Annotated in this window: 11 protein-coding genes; 8 read left to right on the top strand and 3 right to left on the bottom strand. The window is 70.4% G+C overall.

The window, feature by feature from the left end; translation table 11 throughout:
• Positions 1-324 precede the first annotated feature (324 nt).
• The 5 genes from ACFVU9_RS11455 (at position 325) to ACFVU9_RS11475 (ending at position 4,047) form a co-directional block, all read left to right on the top strand.
• Positions 325-831: a hypothetical protein gene (locus tag ACFVU9_RS11455; protein WP_387592292.1), complete on the top strand. Its 507-nt coding sequence runs from the start codon at positions 325-327 to the stop codon at positions 829-831.
• Positions 832-912: 81 nt separating this feature from the next.
• Positions 913-1,257 (top strand): hypothetical protein, encoded by a 345-nt coding sequence (locus ACFVU9_RS11460; protein ID WP_387592295.1) that lies wholly within the window; start codon positions 913-915, stop codon positions 1,255-1,257.
• An 882-nt stretch (positions 1,258-2,139) separates the two neighbouring features.
• Complete coding sequence (locus tag ACFVU9_RS11465) at positions 2,140-2,370, top strand: hypothetical protein (protein ID WP_387592298.1); 231 nt, start codon at positions 2,140-2,142, stop codon at positions 2,368-2,370.
• 2 nt (positions 2,371-2,372) lie between these two features.
• Positions 2,373-3,251, top strand: coding sequence for a helix-turn-helix domain-containing protein (locus tag ACFVU9_RS11470; protein ID WP_387592301.1), 879 nt, complete (start codon positions 2,373-2,375; stop codon positions 3,249-3,251).
• A gap of 340 nt (positions 3,252-3,591) precedes the next feature.
• Positions 3,592-4,047, top strand: a complete 456-nt coding sequence (locus ACFVU9_RS11475; RefSeq protein ID WP_387592304.1) for a hypothetical protein — start codon at positions 3,592-3,594, stop codon at positions 4,045-4,047.
• A gap of 88 nt (positions 4,048-4,135) precedes the next feature.
• Here ACFVU9_RS11475 and ACFVU9_RS11480 read toward each other — a convergent pair whose 3' ends face one another.
• Complete coding sequence (locus ACFVU9_RS11480) at positions 4,136-4,444, bottom strand: transposase (RefSeq protein ID WP_387592307.1); 309 nt, start codon at positions 4,442-4,444, stop codon at positions 4,136-4,138.
• A gap of 147 nt (positions 4,445-4,591) precedes the next feature.
• Here ACFVU9_RS11480 and ACFVU9_RS11485 point away from each other — a divergent pair, with 147 nt between their 5' ends.
• Both ACFVU9_RS11485 and ACFVU9_RS11490 read left to right on the top strand, forming a co-directional pair.
• Positions 4,592-4,813, top strand: a complete 222-nt coding sequence (locus ACFVU9_RS11485) for a hypothetical protein (RefSeq protein WP_387592309.1) — start codon at positions 4,592-4,594, stop codon at positions 4,811-4,813.
• A gap of 359 nt (positions 4,814-5,172) precedes the next feature.
• A complete protein-coding gene (locus tag ACFVU9_RS11490) occupies positions 5,173-5,817 on the top strand; it encodes a hypothetical protein (RefSeq protein ID WP_387592312.1) in 645 nt (214 codons plus the stop codon).
• Between the two features lie 140 nt (positions 5,818-5,957).
• Here the strand turns inward: ACFVU9_RS11490 and ACFVU9_RS11495 are convergent, their stop codons facing one another.
• Positions 5,958-6,473 carry a hypothetical protein gene (locus tag ACFVU9_RS11495; RefSeq protein WP_387592315.1) on the bottom strand — a complete coding sequence of 172 codons (516 nt, stop codon included), beginning with the start codon at positions 6,471-6,473 and terminating at the stop codon, positions 5,958-5,960.
• A 39-nt stretch (positions 6,474-6,512) separates the two neighbouring features.
• Positions 6,513-13,730 (bottom strand): RHS repeat domain-containing protein, encoded by a 7,218-nt coding sequence (locus ACFVU9_RS11500; RefSeq protein WP_387592318.1) that lies wholly within the window; start codon positions 13,728-13,730, stop codon positions 6,513-6,515.
• 482 nt (positions 13,731-14,212) lie between these two features.
• On the opposite strand from ACFVU9_RS11500, the gene ACFVU9_RS11505 reads away from it, so the two are divergent.
• A complete protein-coding gene (locus ACFVU9_RS11505; RefSeq protein ID WP_387592321.1) occupies positions 14,213-18,319 on the top strand; it encodes a LamG-like jellyroll fold domain-containing protein in 4,107 nt (1,368 codons plus the stop codon).
• The last annotated feature ends 174 nt before the right edge of the window (positions 18,320-18,493 follow it).

Raw genomic sequence — 18,493 nt, forward strand, 5'->3', positions numbered from 1 at the left:
GCCCCGAGGCCTTCCAAGCTGAGATCCTCGGCGAGTTACGAAACTATTCGCACACTTGGTGATAGCGATGCACCGGCATAAACCTGGGCAAAAGAGTGACCATCTTGTCCGTCTGCAGGAACCGCCCCAGGGCCTGACGATGCCGTGACCAGGACATTTGACGGACAGCCAGAAAAACGCGACCATGGAGTCGATCGGGCATACCTATGCCCATCTGCACTTCTGTGAAGCCCTTGACCTCCAGCTGCGGAGGTTGAGGGCTTTTTGTTTCCCCCGCCCCCGGCCACCCGGCCGGGGGTTTCTTGCATCCGGAAAGGGATCCCGTTGAAGCGCCACCGCCAGCACCTCGACCCCACGGCCGAGCGAGCCCGTACCGGCAGCGTGACCAGCGCTCTGGACCGTCTTCCTCGGGAAACCCTGATCGTCATGTTCGCGATCCACGTGTACGGGCTCTCCACGGGCCAGGTGACCGAGTACTTCGGCATCCCCCGGAAGCGGGTTGCGCACCTTGCCTACTCCTCCCTCTCAATCATGAGGCACCCCGCCGGAGCGGGAGTCGGCCTGCTCCAGGAGCTGCAGGACGGCGCGGTGCCGCGCTCGGCCGATCTACCGGCCTTCCTCAATGAGCTCGGGTTCGGCGAGATCGGGGCCTGGACGTGTCGCCAATGCCGCCGGCCGAACCTCCCGGACCGCGGGGCGGACCCGTACGCGCGCGCCATGGGCGGGCGGCCTCGCCAGTACTGCAGCAACGCGTGCAGGCAGGCCGCATACCGCGGCAGGCGTTCGGCCAGGCCGTCGAGTCCGGGTGCCGCCGGCCGGCCGCAGGCGTGATCCGACATGTCCAGCAGCGCGACCACCGGCGCTCCCCACCCCCACCCGCCTCTGCAGGCCCGACCGACAAGGAACCCGACCGTGACGATCCAGCTCGCCAGCGCCGTAGGACTTGGCGACATCGAGGCTTTCGTCGAACTGGCGAAGGGCGGCGCGGTGCCACTCACCGCCTGGATCATCTCGAGCAAGCTCTTGCCGCAGCTGCCGTTCCTGAGCCAGGAGGTCAGGGCCTGGAGGAAGGACCGGGCGGAGCAGCAGCTCCTGCGCCAGGCCAGCGCCGCCGCCGAGCAGGCCGGCGAGCCGGAGCAGAGGTTCGCCAACCACCTTCGCCTGGCCGAGCGGGTCTTCGGCCCACCCCGTGCGGAGGTTGCCGCAGCTGACCAGGCACCTGCGATAGCAGGCGATGCAGCCGAAGAGCCACCGTGACGTTCCTGCGAGGCGGGTGGGCCCGCCGGGCGCCGGCGAGGCCACGCCCGGCGGGGTGCAGGCCGGGGGTCTGACCCAACAGCCCACGGCGGCTCGGCACCCCGTTGGGTGCCGGGCCGCCTCCCATTCGCGTTTCTAGCTAGCCAGATAAGTCGGTGAACCGGTCCCAGTCCGCCGCCGCCCTGCCGGGGTGAGAGCAGGAGGGCAGCGTGCTCCGCCGCCATGCTGCGTCTCCGGCGCTCTGGACGGCTGGTCCTGTTCAACCAAGGCAGTTCGGCGTGGACGCCGGCACGTACCAACGTTGGTACGTGCTCGACCAGACTCCGACACCTCGATGCCTCAGGTCAGAGCCGCCGCCGGGCGGGGGAAGTCGCCGCGTCATAGTGCCACTGCGGCGGGGTCATTTCAGACCGGCGGGAAGCAAGACGGGGATACCGGGTTGCACCCGACATCCCCGACTCATCTGCGAGGAGCCTCTCGACTCCTGGCGTCGGCGCTCCGACGCGGGACCGGCTGCGGCAACAGCTTGTGGTCGTTCCCTTGTACCGAGCAATCGACAAGCCAGGGAGAGCAAGTCGGGTAACACCTTGCCTATCCAATAGCGGCAGTAGCAACGGAACATGGGACACAGGCGCTCGGATTGAATCAATGGCAAGACTACATATGAGCCCTGACCTGCGAAAACTCTCAGCCGTAGAGTAGGTTAAGAATGGTTAAATGGCCATTTCCCTTGGGACGTATTGATTTAACTGGAGGGGCTGATCAGGATTCTTCTTGCAATTGCGTTACGCCGTTTGGCAGGATCGTGACTGCCCTTCAGACGCGGTCGGCAAGCCGCTGGGCTCGTACCGAGTAATCGACACGTCAACAGATTGGAGAGTCATGTCCATGACTCCCGTGCGCCCCTGGCGGCGCAACAGCCTGCCGGTGGGCGTCGCCGGCATCGTCGTCATCGTCCTGCTGGTCGGAGTCCTCGGGGTCGGCGAGCCGTCCGTGCTGGCTAACCCGATCGTCTCCGCGGCGGCGACCGGCGTCATCGGGGCTGCGGCCGGATTCGTCACCAAGCGTGCCCTGCGCAGCCGCACCCGCCTGCGTTGGCAGCTGAGCCGCTAACCATGTCCGGCCGTAACAAGGCCGGGGTCCAGAGCGGGCCGGCGGAGGAACTCGCGAGGTTCCTCCGCCGGCTTCGTCGGCGACCCGACGGCACCAACCTCACCTACAAAGAGATGGCGGACCGGATCGGCGGCAAGCGCTACTGCTCCGCGCCCACGCTCTCCCGCGCCGACCAGGGCGGCAACTGCATCCCCAGGATCGAGACGGTCCAGGAGTACGCGCTGGCCTGCGGCGCCTCCCCGGACCAGCTTCAGCACGCCCGTCGGCTCCTGTCGGCCGCACGGCGCCTCCGGCTCCTGCACGCGACGGCCTCCCGTTACGACGACCCCAAGGCAGGCGCGCGCATCGCCCGTCAGGCCCACCCCGCCGTCGCCCCCCACCCCAACTACATGCGCAGCCGGCTCGACTTCCAGAACGGGCTGCGCTCCTACCACCGCGAGGTCGGCAGCCCCTCCGTGCGCGCCATCTCCGCCAACGCCGAGCTCAGCGGCCTGCACATCACCAAGAGCACCGCTCACCGCATGCTCTCCACTGGGCTCGATCCCACGTGGGAGCAGGTCCACGCGTTCCTGACCGGGTGCCGGCCAGGGAAGCTCCCCGACCTGTTGGTCTGGCGGCAGGCCTGGGATCGCGTCTTCGGTGGCCCCGCGTACTCTGTAGTGCCCGAATCCGAGCTCGCCAACATCCACTTCGTTCCCGTGCAGAGGGCAGGGCGGTTGAACCGCTGGCCCAAGCTGGAGACGGTGCGCACGTACGTGGGGAACCGCGGGGCGACCAAATATGTCGAACCTCCGGAGCGGACGCCCCGCCTTGAGAGGGCTCCCCGCCCCTCGTCGGCCCCCCCACATCCGATGGCCGGCTCCGGCCGCGGAAACCCGTAGCGAGGTGTCCGGACATGGAGCGGGTCCTGCCGCGAGCCGAGGCAGCCGTGTCGACATTCGACACGGCTGTCGCCGGGCATCGCGGAAGTCCTGACATCACGTCTGTTATCGCAGGCCACCCCCGCGCGGGCCGACAGCCCAGAGTGTGCGGCCTGAAGCCGCCTCTCGAAGCGGTCCTCCACTGTGGGCGCCTCCGTCCGTGGTGTACCGCTCCCCGCGGTCCGGAGTGGCGCCACGATCTGGCGGCCGCTTCCCCTAGGCAGGAAGTGTGACGACTGCACTCGATTGGCGACGGGCCCGGGCACGCCGGATGCGGCGCCTGGGCCGGATTGGTTCCTGGTTGCTCGCCCTGGGCGGCACCCTGGCCCTGGTGGTCGGTCTGCGCTGGCTGGTGTGGCGAGGGCCGTACCTGCTCGATAAGGCGTACATCGACACCGGCACGGTGGGTCAAGCCGGCGGCTCGGCCGCGCTGATCACCGGCCTGCGCACCGCCCTGGTGGCATGTGCGGCCGCGGTTGGGGCCGGCGTGGCCCTGGAGCGCCTCGGGTCCGACCAGCGGTACGTGCGGATCGGCGGAGTGCTCGCGCTGGAGCAGATCGTCCAGGACGCCCCCGAGCAGGCCACCCACGCCGCCCAGGTGCTGGGCCACTTCGTGCGCGACCGCGCTCCGGCCCGCCCGCACCCACCCGATGCTCCGGACGGCGAGCGAGAGGCTTCGTGGACCTCGGTGATCTTCTCGGTCAGCTCCGCGTCGCGGACCGCGCGAGGGCCGGGCACGGCGGTGCGGCGGGCGTAGAAGGCGGCTCGGGAGACCTTGAGCAGTTCACACGCTCGCTTGACGGTGTGGCCTGCCTGCTTCTCCGCCTCGATGAACGGGTGCACCGTCACCGGGTCTCCTTCGCGAAGAAAGCCGTCGCCCGGCGGAGGATGTCCACGTCCTCGCGCAACCGCCGGTTCTCTCGCCGCAGCCGGGCCAGTTCCTCACGCTCGTCGCTGGTCAGGCCGCCACGCTCCCCGGCGTCGACCTCGGCCTGTTTGACCCAGTCCCGCACCGCGGTCTCGGTCAGGCCGAAGTCCTTGGCGACCTGACCGACCGAGCGGTCACCGCGTCGGCACAGCTCGACGATCTCGGCCTTGAACTCGGGCGTGAACGAGCGACGAGGGCGAGGCTTCTTCTCCCCCATGCTCTCCATGATGGACATCATCCTTACCCAGGGCCGAAGCCCCTGATCAGGGGTGTCCGTCAAAGCGAATCAAGCCCAGCTCTTGTCACTGTGCGTCAACGGTCCCTTCAGGGGCGGGGGGCTTGTGCTGAGGGTGACAGTGGCATGATCCGGGTCATGGACCAGCTCTCGTACTCGGCTGCATGGCTGTCACATTGGCATGACGAGATCACGGATGCGGTGAGCTCCATGATCTCGACGTTCGAGGAGACCTTCGGCTATGAGCCGGGCACGAATGAAGTCCGGGCCGCCGACGATGAAGACCTCGGGCTGCCCGTGACTACGGTCGGGAGCTCCTGGGATTCGGGGTCTGCGGACGTTCTACGACTCGATCGGTGAAGTGGTGTTGCCAGACGTGGGCAACGGCTACTTCATCCCCTCGGCGCGCGATGTCCTGGACAGGTTCGCGGAGGAAGGGCCCGTCTTCGTTTCAGAAGCTGATGACCCCCACGGGATGGTGATCGCTTCAAACGGTGGAGGCATCCTCTACGTCGCCGACTGGGGCCCGAGGTGCCCAGTCGGCTCGCGCCCGGCGACGCACGCCGCGTGTCGAGCGGGCGGCGTCTCCCGTAATCGGCCCCGAAGAACGGCGGCTCAGCCCGCAGCACACCTCGTCCGCACGGTCACCCGCCGCCGTGCCGCGGCGGACGAAGGGGGCGCCCGGCGGCCTGTCGGTGGCGGCTGGCAGCATGTCGATCATGAGTCGGATCATCTCGTACAGCACCATCGACAAGGCCGAGGTCCTGGCCTTCCTACCCGCCGGAGACCTCACCGCCGTCCAGCAGCGCGTCCTCGGCCTCATCCGGAAGAGGGCGCAGCGGGCTCAGGACAGCCTGGACGAGGGGGGTCTGGATTGGGGTCTGACGATTCCCGAGGCGCTCGACCATCTCCTGGCTGGCCACGCCCACTGCGGCGCCGCCTACGCCCCGGCGGCCTACGCCACGGCTCTTCAGGCGATCATCAGTTTGCACGGCTCGGACTCTAGTGATCTCGGTGTCTACTCCCGGCCCGCCACGTTCTTCAGCGCGCTCGACGACGAGCTTCGCCGTCTGGGCGTGGGCGCCGACCTGCTCATGTACAAGCACCTCTTCTTCGGCTGGGACGACGTCCCGTTCCACCTGCCCACCCCGGTCGACGGCCCTCATATCGGCGTGCTCCCCCTGGCCAAGGCCAAGCCCATCGCCGACGCCTACCGCGCCGTGCTGGAGCAGATGGAACCCGACTTCGACTACGACGTGCGCCGGCTGATCGAGGTGCTCGAAGTCGAGCACGAGGACTGGGAGGAGTGCAAGAAGAACGGCTGGTACACCCCCGACAGCATCTTCTTCTCCATCACCGGCTGACCCTCCACATTCGTCCGTACCGGGCTGTGCACTTCCATTGCGAACGCCGACAACTGACCACGGGGACCACTCCTGATACACCGCAGCCCCGGCGCTGCGGTTCCGTACCGGGGCTGCGGTGTATCAGGAGCCGGATGGGCTCAGAGGCGGACGTCCGACGGGAGCCGGTCGCCTGCGGCTTCCTGCATGCGGTGCAGGCGTTCCTCGTCCTCCTCGATCAGGTCGAGGATCTCGAAGGCGTAAGCCGCCGAGTCGAGTGAACGGCCGGACAGGACTTCCGCGTAGAGCGTCCACAGGCCGGCCCGGGCCGCCTGCCGGCACTCTTCGGGAAGGCTCCTGCCCTGCGCGGTCGCACCCTCCCACTGTCCCTCGTCCCCGACCAGGTTGAGGACGATCTCCAGGAAGGCCCGCCGGGCCGCTGGCGACACGTCGTCGGTGATGGCCGCGAGGGCCACGGAGACGACCGGTACGGACGGCTCCATGACGACCGACGGGATCCACGCATGGCCGTCGATTCCGTCGAGACGGGCCTCCTCGTCCGAGCGGGCCCGGGCCAAGCGCGCGAGCGCACCCGCGAGGTGACCGGCCGGGGCGCCGCACCCGCAGTGCAGGGCATCCCAGTCGTGCCGTCCGATCTCGATGTCGACGAGTTCCACGTACCTCACCTTTCCACAGGCCCTATCGGCCGTCATGTGCTACAGGCCCCAAGGACCACCGGGTTCGCCCACGATACCGGGGACGAAATTGGACGGGAGGTAGTCGGCCTGGCACCGGACGCACACCGGCTTCGGCATGGCCTTCAGCACTCCCTCGACCCGCTGGACCTGGAAGGCCGGGGTGAAGATGACCTTGGAGGGATCTCCGCCCAGCGCCCTCAGGGCGTTGCCCTCCGCGCAGTACGCCTTGCCCGGCGCCAGGCCACCGGACGAGGCGAACGCGACGTCACCGGTCTCAGTGTTGAGCGCTGCCGCGTAGGTCCGGGAGGCCGTCTTCGCGGAGCGGTTGGACACCGCGAACGAGGGCAGCCGCTCCGTCGCCTGCGCCAACCGCTCGTCCGCCGACCACTCGGCACCCGCCGCCTCGACCTCGACGACCGGTGCCCGGGGGCCGCCGTCGCCGCGGGCGCTCGGCACCTCGGCGGGGCCGTCCGACGCGGACGGGGCGTCCCCGCCTGCGGCCTCGTCGGCGGACTTGCCGCCGCCGCCAGGCTCGGTGTTGGGCTCCTTGCTGCTGCCGCTGCTCGGGCTGGACGGTTCGTCGCTCTTGGGGGTGGTGGGCGCGGGGTCGGGATCCGAGGCGACCGGCTCGTCGTCGCTCATGAGCCGCTTGAGCCAGCTGACTCCCTCGTCGATCTCGTCCGCGGCCTTGTAGGCTTTGTAGCCCTCCTCGGCGGCCTTGACTAGGCCGTAGCCGTCGATCGCGATCGAGGCGACCGTGCCGGTCACCTGACCCGCGATGTAGGCGTCGGAGTCGGTGTCGATGCCGAACAGGTCCGCGACCGGGGTGTCGTCGACGTAGTCCATGTGCCCGGCCTCGGGCATGTACCAGGCGTTCTCCTGGTAGATGTAGTCGTTGTAGAGGTCGGCGCAGCTGTTCCAGACGTCGGCGGTACCGTCGACGACCCACTCGTACGGGTCACCGACGATCGAGTCGGCCGCGCCGGCGAGGAAGTCCTCTCCGGCGTCCACCGCGTCATCGAACAGGTCCTCGCCCCACCACATACCCCTGGGGTCACTGCCCGTCGTCGGGTTGTCCGCGGCGTAGGCGTAGCCGCCCATCTGGTTGCAGTCGCCAGCCTCGAAGACCGGGTCGACGCTCAGGAAGCGGCCGGTGACCGGGTCGTAGTGGCGGGCTCCCAGCAGGCTGAGGCCGGTGGTGGTGTCGACCGGCTGGCCGAGGAAGCCGTGGTTGTCCGCCCAGTTGGCCGGGTTGGTGCCACGGAGGTTGCCGTAGGGGTCGTAGGACCGCCGGGTGATTCCCAGGGTCGCGCCCTCGATCTGGAGCTGGGCCGTTCCCTGACGGCCGGCCGGCTGGTAGCTGATGCCTCCCTTGCTGGAGCGCACGATCGTCGTGCCGTCCGGCGCCCGGTAGTAACGCAGGCCGCTGACGGTGTTGGCCACCGTGTCGAGGTTGAGCTGCTCGACGCCGCCGAACAGGTAGAGCGTGTTGGCTCCGGCTCCGCGCTGGAGCAGCAACGCGCCGTCGGCGTCGTAGAGGTAGCCGCTCTGCTTCCCGTCGGTGGTGGCGCTCTGGGTGCGGCCCTCGGCGTCGTACGTGAAGCTCTGGTTGCTCGTCCTGGCGCCCGTGGTGACCCGGCCGGTGGTGTTCCCGGCCTTGTCGTAGGCGGGGCTCAGGGTGGTGGTGCCGGTGGTCGGGTTGCTGATGGTGACGGTGGCGGCCGCGTTGGGCTGGTTGGCGGTCGCCGCGCCGGCACCCGGGTAGGTGAGGGTCTGGGTGGCGTCCTTCGCCGCGTTGCCGGTGACGTCGTGGCTGACCTGCTGGGTGCGGTCACCGAGCTGGTTGAACTGCCAGTCCTGCCAGTAGGGGTTGGGCCCGCCGATGGTGGCCGGGCTCGGCTTGGCGGTGTTGCACCGGGCGAGCTGGCCGGCGGTGGCGCCGGTGATGCCCTTGGTGTCCGTCCAGGCGGTGACCAGCCGGTCCTGTGCGTCGTAGCTGAGGCACTGGGTGTCGGTGAGCCGGTCGGTGCCGCCGCTCGACTGGACGTCGGAGACGGTGGTCAGGTTGCCGGTCTCGTCGTAGCCGAGGGTGAGGTTGCTGATCGGGTTGGCGGTGTTGTTCTGCAGGGTGACCCTGCTGGTGGCCAGTCGGCCGGTGGCCTGGTCGTAGGTCTGCGCGGTGCGCAGCTGCTTGGTGGGCGTGCCGATGGTGGTCTGCCACACCTGCCCGAGGGGGCTGTAGTTGGTGGTGGCGACGTAGGGCGTGCTGGGCGAGCCGATGCTGTACAGCCCGCCCTGGAGGTTGTAGCCGTACCCGATCGTCTCGCCGGGCAGGCCGCCCTCGGTGCCGTAGGTGGTGGAGGCCAGCATGCCGACGTTGGCGGTGTAGGCGGCGGAGGCCCGATAGGTACCGGCCAGTTTGCCCTCGCTCGCCGGGATCACCACCGAGGTGGCGGTGGGCTGGCCAAGCGCGTTGTAACTGTCGATGCGCTTGGTGTACGCGCTGCCGTTCTTGCCGCCGACGTAGCGGTCCGAGGACGAGAACAGCCCCTTGCCGAGGGTGTCGTAGTTCCAGTCGGCGAGCAGCTTCGACGGGTCGCTCGTGTCGCCGCCCGCGTATTCGCCGGTCTTCCGGCCCAGCTGGTCGTAGGTGTAGGAGAGCCTCTGGCCGCGGGCGTCCGTGGTCGAGGCGACTCGGCCCATAGCGTCGTAGCTGGTGCTGCTGGTGCCGCTGTCCGGGTCGGTCTGGGTGAGCTTGCGGCCCTGGAGGTCGTAGGTGTAGGACCAGGTGTTGCCGACGGTGTCCTTGATCGTGGCCGGCTGGCCGGCTGCGGTGTAGGTGTAGCGGGTTGTGATGTCCGCGGTGGTCGCCGCGTTCGCCGTGCCGCTGGACCAGAGCAGGGTGTTCCCGCTGTCGTAGACCGCGAGGTTGCCGTCGCCCTGGACCTTCACGATCGCACCGGCGTGGCCCGCGGTGTTGCTGGACCAGAGCTGAGTGCCCTTGGGGTCCTTGACCACGAAGTTGCCGTCGGCCTGCACGGTCGCGTAGGCGCCGGGGTGTCCCGAGGTACCGGCGGACCAGAGCGTGCGGCCGTCGGTCAGCGCGGTGAGGACGAGGTTGCCGTCCGCCTGCGCGGCCAGCCGGACGCTGCCGGAGACCTCCGAACTACCGGAGTAGATCGTCGAGTTGGGCGCCAGCGTCTTGTCGCCCGTGGTGTCGCGCGAGACGGTCGCGGTGGTGCGGCCCTCGCCGTCGGTGTAGGTGGTGGTGGCCTTGCCGCCGCCCGGCGGGGTGGTGTCGACCCGGTCGACGCCCCGGTAGGCGGTGGAGGAGCGCCAGACCGTGGTGGCGAAGGAGTCCAACTCCGAACTGACGGCGCGCCCCTGGCCGTCGTACCCGGTGCGGGTCACCGACGGGCCCGTCTTGTTGGTCTCCGCCCACATCGTGGTGCCGGGGGCGTTCGCCGGGTCCGAGTACGGGGCGATGGCGCCGACGGTCCAGCCGTGCGAGTCGTAGAACGTCGACTTGACCACGCGGCCCGCCGAGTTGTCTGCCGTGGTCGCCTGTTCCTGACGGAGCTGCAGCAGGCCGTCGTAGATGCTCGCGTTGAAGCCGTACGAGCCGTCCTCGCGGAGCGACTGCGTGGTCACGCTGTTCGGGTCCGGGTTGTCGCCGGCGCCGTGGACGGCGTACGTGTAGATCTTGTCGGGGCTCTGCGCGGCCTTGTTCCGGCCCGGGAACCAGACCCTCGTGCGGCGGCCCAGCGCGTCGAACACGACGTCCGTGACGCGGCCGTTGGAGTCGACGGCGTGGGTGACCGCCGCCCGGGTGGGCGCGACGGTGCTGCTGGAGGTCCAGCCGAGCGGGTTGGTGGTCGACATGGAGGTGGGCAGCGTGCCGCTGTCCGGGCTGTAGGTGGTCGTGGTGGCCGCGCCCGCGCCGTCCCGGCTGCGGATCACGCGGCCGTACTTGTCGTAGCTCACCGCGCCGATCGTCTGGAAGACCGGCTTGCCCTGGGCGTCGTAGGAGGCAACCGCCTGGGTGGCGGTGACCAGGCCGAGGGTGGTGCCGTTCTGGCCGACGGTGCCGAGGGTGCCGGGGTTGGTGACGCTGCCGTCGCCGTCGTAGAACATCCGCTTGTGCGAGAGCGTCGTGGAGGCGCCCTCGGCGGTGCCGCAGGGGCCCGCGACGGTGATGGTCTCGTCCGGGACGGTCAGCAGCAGCGGGCTCGCGGCCGGTGCGTCCGCGTACTTGGTGGTGGCGCAGCTCTCCTGGGCGGGGTCGGAGACGTCGGGCTTCTCGTCCACCTGGGAGAGGCGGCCGAGGGCGTCGTTGGTCTGCCGGGTCTGCGCGGTGCGCCAGGTGCCGTCGGAGAGCAGTCCCAGCGTGCGCGACGAGGTGGACTGCACCCTGCGGGCCGTCTGGTCCGGCAGGGTGGACAGCTTCGCCGGGGCCGGGTCCTGCGAGGTCCAGGCGGTCCGGGTCGCGGTCGCGGTGACGGTGGTGCCGGGGGCGTCGGTGAGCACCTTGCGGTTCACGGTGCCGCCGGCCTGGGTGTAGCTGTCGGCCTCCTGGGCGGTTCCGGCGAACCACGCGCTGTCGGTGGTCAGTTCGCCGAGCGAGTTGGCGAGCCTGACGCTGCGCTGGGTGCCGTCCGCCTTGTAGTCGCCGTCCATGCCCTGGAGGTAGGAGACGGTGGTCTGAGTGATGGGGTCGGGGGCTGCGCCGGTGGTCGTGGTGACGGTCCGGTAGCCGCGGAAGTCGTTCCAGGTGCGGTGCTTGTCGTCGGTGAGGTCGGAGTCGTCCCGGTGCCAGGCCGCGCCGCCGCTGTAGGCGTAGTTGGTGATCTTGGCCGGGGAGCCCGCCTTGGTCCGGTCGCTCTCGGCGACCTGCGCGACCATGGTCTTGTTGAACCAGTCGGCGATCGGGTCCTTGCCGCCGGGCGTGTTCCAGAACACCGGGTAGCAGCCCATGGTGTTGCTGTCGGCCGAGGACGGCATGTGGTTGTTGTCGCGCGAGCACTCGGGTGCGCGGTAGGAGACGGCGATCGACTCGCCGGTCTCGGTCTGGACGCTGGAGATGCGCGGGTGGAACAGCGGCGGCGCCGCCGGGCTCAGCCCGTCCACCCGGTTGTCCAGTTCGACGCCGACGAAGCTCACCGGGTCCATCGCGATGGCGCCGGTGCCGCCCGCCGAGGTGTCCTTGCCGGTGTGGACGATCTGCGAGAGCCACATCACGGACTGCAGGGCGCCGGTGGTCTTCGGGTCCTGGGTCTTGCCGGTGACGGGGTCCATCGTGCCGCCGGCGTCGGAGAACACCTGCTTCAGGTCGTACGAGTCGACGTCCTGCCAGGCGGTGCCGACCCTCACCTTGGTGTCGATCGACTTCAGCCGGTAGGTGGACCAGAAGCTCGGACCGCCTTGCAGGCAGACGCCGTCGGTGTTGTCGCCGTCGACCTTGGTCTTGTCGTCGGCCTTGCAGGTGAGGTCGTACGGGGTGTCCGGCCAGTTGGTGGCGGTGTCCTTGGACAGCTTCGCGGCCTGGCAGTCGGTGTCCGAGACGGTGCAGCGCTGCGCCGCGTTGAAGACGACCTTCGCCGAGGGCTCGCGGCCGGCCTGGGCATCGGCCAGCTGGTAGCCGTAGGAGACCTGGGTCAGGTAGCCGCCGCGGGTGTACTGGGTCATCGTGCCGCCGTCGCCGTTCTTGGCGACCTGGCCGTAGCCCATGTTGTAGTAGTTCGACTCGGTGGCCCACTCGTAGCGCTGGGTGTTGCCGCGCGAGTCGACGACGAAGTCGAGGTTGAAGCGGTAGCCGACCGGCTTGTCGCACTGCGAGGCGTTGCCCTTGCCGGAGTCGTAGCAGGGGTCGCCCGACTTCGGGTGGTAGACCGGCACGCCCCACGCGCTGTTGGTGGCACCGTCGGAGGTGGTGCCGGGGGCGTGGTTGAGGCCCAGGTAGTAGGAGGCGCCGTCGGTCGTGGTGACCTTGAAGTACTCGCCGTCCCACAGGCCGTTCGCGGCGCCGGTGAGGCGCTCGATCTTTGTCCCGTCGTCGTTCGGCAGGCGGTAGCTGCCGTCCGCGGCGCGGATCAGCTTGCCGTTGTGCGAGCCGAGCGAGATGGTCGCGTTCCAGCCCGCCCAGCACTCGTCGCCGGAGTCGTCGATCCCGTCGTTGCGGCAGGACTTGTACGAGCGCTCGATGAAGCCGGGGCTGTAACCCCAGCCGTCACCGATCCACGAGGACTGCGAGTTGCGGGCCGAGGTCTCGCCGTCCACCGACTGCGAGTCGTAGGAGAGCGCGACCAGCGGCGAGACCCCGCCGAGCGCGGGCGGCAGGGTGATCGGGTAGCGGTAGGTGAACGCGCCGGAGGACGACGTCGACCAGGCGCCCGAGGCGGACAGCGAGGTCGCGCCGTAGTCGCCCTGCGATCCGCCGCTGCCCGCCACCGCGGCGACCGCCACACCGGGCGCGGCCTGCGCGGCGAGCGCGGAGCGCGAGGCGAACAGGCTCGCCGACTTGGGTGCCGCGGCCGCCGAGGGCAGCGCCACGGCCGCGGTGAGCTTCTTCGCCGCCGGGTCGTTGACCGACTCGATCGGCTTCTGCACCCGGCACGCGGGCAGTTCCGGCGTGGTCAGCGCGCAGCCGGGCAGGGCCACGAGGTGCAGCCGGGACGCCCAACCGCCGCCGTACGCCTGCTCGACGGCGCCGTAGTCCAGCGCGACGTTGACCGCGCCGTTGCCGGCGCCCTGGTCGGCCCGTTCCAGGCCGACCAGCAGGCCGTCCACGCCGGCGCCCTTGGCCTGCTCGTGGTCGGCGGTGCGCACCTGCACCGAGGAGGCCGGGGCGAGCGGCGCCAGCGGGCTCACGAGGGCACGGGCCCGGGTGCCGACGGCCGACAGCTCGGCGGCGGTCATCGTCAGCGGGGACTTGGCGCCGGCACTTGCGTCAGTCTTGACGTCCGACGCCCGTACGGCGGCGGGTGCGGCGCTCGTCCGCCCGGCTCCCCCGGCCGTCGCGCCGAGGTCGACCGTGACGGTCGAAGCGGTCGGCCACACGGGCGCGACCGCCTTGTGCGCCGTCAGTTCCCGTGTCCCCGCGGTCAGCACCGGGACGGGCTTGGCCCCGGTGGCGCCCACCGGGTGGCCCTGGACCTTGGCGAGCTCGGGCAGCGGGTCGGCCGCCCACTGCTTGTCGGTGTAGTGGTAGCCGCCGACGACCGACTCGGCCACCGCCATCGGTGTCAGCAGCGAAAGGGTCACCGCTGTCGCGACGGCGACCGTCCCGCGTCGTGCCAGTGCACGCGCGCGGGGTCCGTGAATCCGGCGCAGCTTTGATCGCATGCCGAACTATCCCCCTGTCAAACATTGCCTTTCAGATGCCCGCCGAGTGCGAACATCTGACGATACGTATGATCGTTCGGCACCGTATGGCCATGAATGTTTCACCGACAAAGACCGCCCCGGGACCCGGATCGCAGAGGGTTCTCCCGGCGCTCACCCCTGGGCGGTTTCTGCTGGATGAACACGCATAAATGCGGCGTAAATCCGACATTCGACGGGCCCGGCGGGGCCTCGGGCTGTGAACAACATCACGGCACACCCGCTGCCGTCACCAGCAGTCCTGAAAGGGCGACCTCATGGGGGAAATCACCCGCGCCCGGAACCATCCGGCACGAACACTGACGCGTGCCGTGGTGATTCCGGCCACACTCGCCGGCTTGTTTCTCGGCGGTGCCAGCCCGGCCCTGGCGGACGGTCAGCCGGCCGCCGCCGCAGCCCCGGTGCCGACCGCGGCGACGCCGCTCGCAGCCGCGTCGGCGTCGGCCCGCGAGTCCGGCCGCCCCGTCCCGGTGGACGAACTGACCACCGAGACCGCCGACACGACGGCGAACGCCGACGGCACCTTCACCCTCACCACCCACCTCCAGCCGGTGCGGGTCAAGCGGGACGGCCGGTGGACGGCGCTCGACGCGAGCCTGGCCCGCAACGGCGACGGCACCCTCTCTCCGAAGGCCACCCCCGCCGGGCTCTCCCTCTCCGGCGGCGGCAGCGGCCCGCTGGCCACCCTCACCGACCCGAAGGGCCGCCACCTCGCCCTGAGCTTCCCGACCGACCTCCCGGCGCCCGAAGTCAGCGGCGACAGCGCCCGCTACAGCGGCGTCCTGCCCGGCGTGGACCTCGACGTCACCGCCACCGACCAGGGCGGCCTGCGCGAGGTCCTGGTGGTCCACGACGCCGCCGCGGCCGCCAACCCGGCGCTCAAGTCACTCCGGTTGGCCACGCACACCACCGACGGCCTCTCCCTCGCCGCCGGCCCGGACGGCTCCCTGACCGCCCACGGCGGCGACGGCACGGCCGCGTTCACCGCCCCGACCCCGGTGATGTGGGACTCGGCCGGCCGTGCCGCCGGCTCCCCGGCCCAGGCCGGCGCGCCCCAGAGCCCCGCCGAGCACCAGCCGGGCGGCGACGCCCAGGTCCGACCGGTCCGCGCCCAGGCCGCGGCCGACGCTCTGGTGCTCACCCCGGACGCAGGCCTGCTGTCCGGCCCGAACACCGTCTGGCCGCTCTACATCGACCCCGCGGTCAGCCCGGTGACCAGCACCACCAACCACTACACCATCGTCCAGGAGGGCTGCTCGGGTTACACGTACTACGACAAGGCCCAGGACAACGGCCAGGGCGTCGGCTACCAGCACTGGAAGGACTGCAACGGCCTCCAGCGCGCGTTCTACGAGATCGGCCTCGGCAACCTCAGCAGCGACATGGTGATCTCCAAGTCGGTGCTGCACCTCACCGAGACCTACGCCGCCTCCTGGGACTGCGACAAGACGCACCAGGTGCGCCTCGCCACCGTCGGCCGGATCTCCGACACCACCAGCTGGGACAACCAGCCCTCGGTGACCGGCGACGGCTGGCTCGGCACGCAGAACCCGACCGGCGCCAACGGCGGTGGCAGCTGCGGCAACAAGGACGTCACCTTCGACGTCACCGGCCAGCTCAAGAAGCTCGCCGGGCACGCCGACACCTGGACCTTCGGCCTCTACGGCAACGAGTCCAAGTCCGACGACAACGACGACTACATGCGGTTCAACCGCAACCCGTACCTGACCACGGTCTTCGACATCGCGCCCAACCAGCCCGACACGCTCGGCACCACGCCGGCCGCCCACTACCCGGACGGCAACGGCTGCGAGAACCAGCCCGGCTGGATCGGCAACTCCGGCACCACCGGCAGCGCCTCCGACATCGCGTTGAACGCCCGCCTCACCACCCGGATGAGCGGCGTCAACCTGCGCGGCCGGTTCAAGGTCTGGGACGCCCAGGCGAGCGGGACGCCGAAGAGCCAGCCGGCCAGCGACTGGATCTCCCCCGGCGGCACCGTCCGCACCAACCTCGCATTCACCGTCAGCGACGGCCACCAGTACGGCTGGTCGGTCCAGGCCGAGGACGGCACGCTCACCGGCCCGGTCTCGCCGAACTGTTCCTTCAAGGTCGACCTCACCCCGCCCACCGTCCCGGCCATCACCGACTCCCCGGTCTTCCCGCCGCTCGGCGGCACCGCCCAGCCCACCGGGCACGCCGGTGACGGCGGCGTGAGCGTCAAGGTCACCTCCACCGACCCGACCCCGGCCGGCTGCCCCGGTGGCTGCCTGAGCAGCGGCATCAAGCGCTTCGAGTACGCGCTGGACACGGACGTCAACGGCGCGAACTGGGTGCCGGCCACCGCGACCGGCGGCGGCGCGGCGACCGCCGACGTGCCCATCGTGCTCAGCGCCGCCCAGTGGGGCACCCACACGCTCTACGTCCGGGCCGTCGACGGGGCCGGCAACACCCAGGCCACCACCGCCCAGTACAGCTTCTTCGCGCCGTGGAACCCGGCCGCCAAGGTCGTCCAGGGCGACCTCGACGGGGACGGCATCCCGGACCTCGCCGCCCCGACCACCGACGGCGACCTGATGCTCGTGCGCGGCGACAGCAACCCGGCCGCCGACCCGCAGGTGATCTCCACCAAGGACAAGAGCCCGGACGGCACCGGCTGGGACAACTACCTGATCGCCCACCGCGGCACCGCCACCGGCAGCAGCACCGACGACCTGTTCGCCTTCGACAAGGCGACCCACCAGCTCTACCTCTACCCGAACGACGCCACCACCCCCGGCGGCACCGCGGGCCGCTTCACGCTGACCCAGAACGTCATCCCGATCAAGAACTCGGACAGCTGCCCGGCCAAGGGCAGCGACGGCACCTGGAACAACGTCAGCCAGATCCTGGCCCCCGGCAAGCTCGCCCAACTCGCCGACGCGCCCGACCTGATCACCGTCGACAAGGGCGAACTCCGGTACTACCCGGGCAGTTTCCAGGCCGGCTGCAACCTCGCGGCCGGCGTGCGGATCGGCACCGGCGACTGGTCCCACACCACCCTGCTCGCCCCGGGCCGGGTCGGCGGCGTCCCCACCCTCTGGGTCCGCGACAACATGACCGGCGCGGTCCTCAGCTACCCGCTGACCTTCGCCAACGGCACACCCACCGCGTCGTTCGCGGCACCGACCGGCGCCGCGCTCACCTCCGCCGTCCCGATCGGCGCGGGCAAGAACCTGTGCCTGGACATCGACCACGCGAAGACCGCCAACGGCACCGCCGCCCAGGTGTGGACCTGTAACGGCACCAACGCCCAGACCGTCCTGCGGGGCACCGACAACACGCTGCACGTCCTCGGCAAGTGCCTGGACGTCACCGGCGGCCGGACCGCCAACGGCACCGCCGTCCAGCTCTGGCCGTGCAACAACACCGACGCCCAGCAGTGGGTCCCGGGCCCGAACCCCGGCTCGCTCAAGAACCCGGCCTCCGGCCGCTGCCTCGCCGACCCGTCCGACAACAAGAACCCGGGCACCCGCCTGGCGATCCAGGACTGCGCCGCATCCTCCGGCCAGAACTGGGCCGCCACCACCACCGGCAACGCACTGCCCGGCGCCCAAGCGGTGCTCCCGCTCGGCCTCGGCGGCGACGACTACCCGACCGTCGGCTCCCCCGGCGACGCCCAGGGCACCGGCAACCCGGCGCTCTACGCGGCCACCACGAGCGGCCAGATCATCGAGTACCCGGGCGCCGCGCCCGCGGGCGGCACCGCCCGCTTCGACAACCCGGTGACCATCGGCTACCTGCACCAGCCCGTCGACTGGTGGAAGCTCGCCGACACCACCGACAGCACCCGCCCGGCCAACGCCCTCACCCTGAACGGCGGCGCGGCCACCACCACCGACCCGGCCCGGGGCAACGCGCTCGCGCTGGGCGGCTCGTCGGCGTACGCCGCCACGGCCGGGCCCGTACTCAACACCGGGAGCAGCTACACCGTCTCGGCCTGGGTCAACCTGACCGACCTGAAGAACAACTCCACGTTCGTCTCCCAGTCGGGCACCACCGCCAACGGCCTCCAGCTCTACTACTCGACCTGGTCCCACGGCTTCGCGATCGGCCACGCCCACGCGGACGACGCCTCCGGCGCGTTCTCCAGCACCTACGGTCCGGGCGACGGCCCGCTGAGCCCGAAGGTGAACACCTGGTACCACCTGGTCGGGGTGTACGACGCCGACCGGCAGCAACTGCGGCTGTACGTCAACGGCCAGGCCGCCGGCGTGGCCGACTACGCCGGCACCGCCTGGAACGCCACCGGCCCGCTCCAGCTCGGCCGCCGCCTCTATCAGGGCAGCTACGGCGAGTACGCGGCCGGCCGGGTCGGTGACGTCCAGCTCTTCGACCAGGCGCTGTCCCCCGCCGGGGTGGCTTCCCTCGGCACGTCCCAGCCGGTGCCGACCCAGCTCGGCTGAGACCCGGAGCTCCGACGACGCACGTCGCAGCTCCCACGACGCGGGCCCGCGCCCGGACCGGTGGGGGGGGGCGCCGGCGGGGCCCGCGCCGCGGGGCGCGAGGAAGCGGCGGCATGAGCGTCAACCCCGTGGACGTGACCGCGCCGTACAACGCGGCCTGGAAGGCCAAGGACT

The organism is Kitasatospora sp. NPDC057936 (assembly GCF_042887525.1).
GTDB lineage: Bacteria > Actinomycetota > Actinomycetes > Streptomycetales > Streptomycetaceae > Kitasatospora.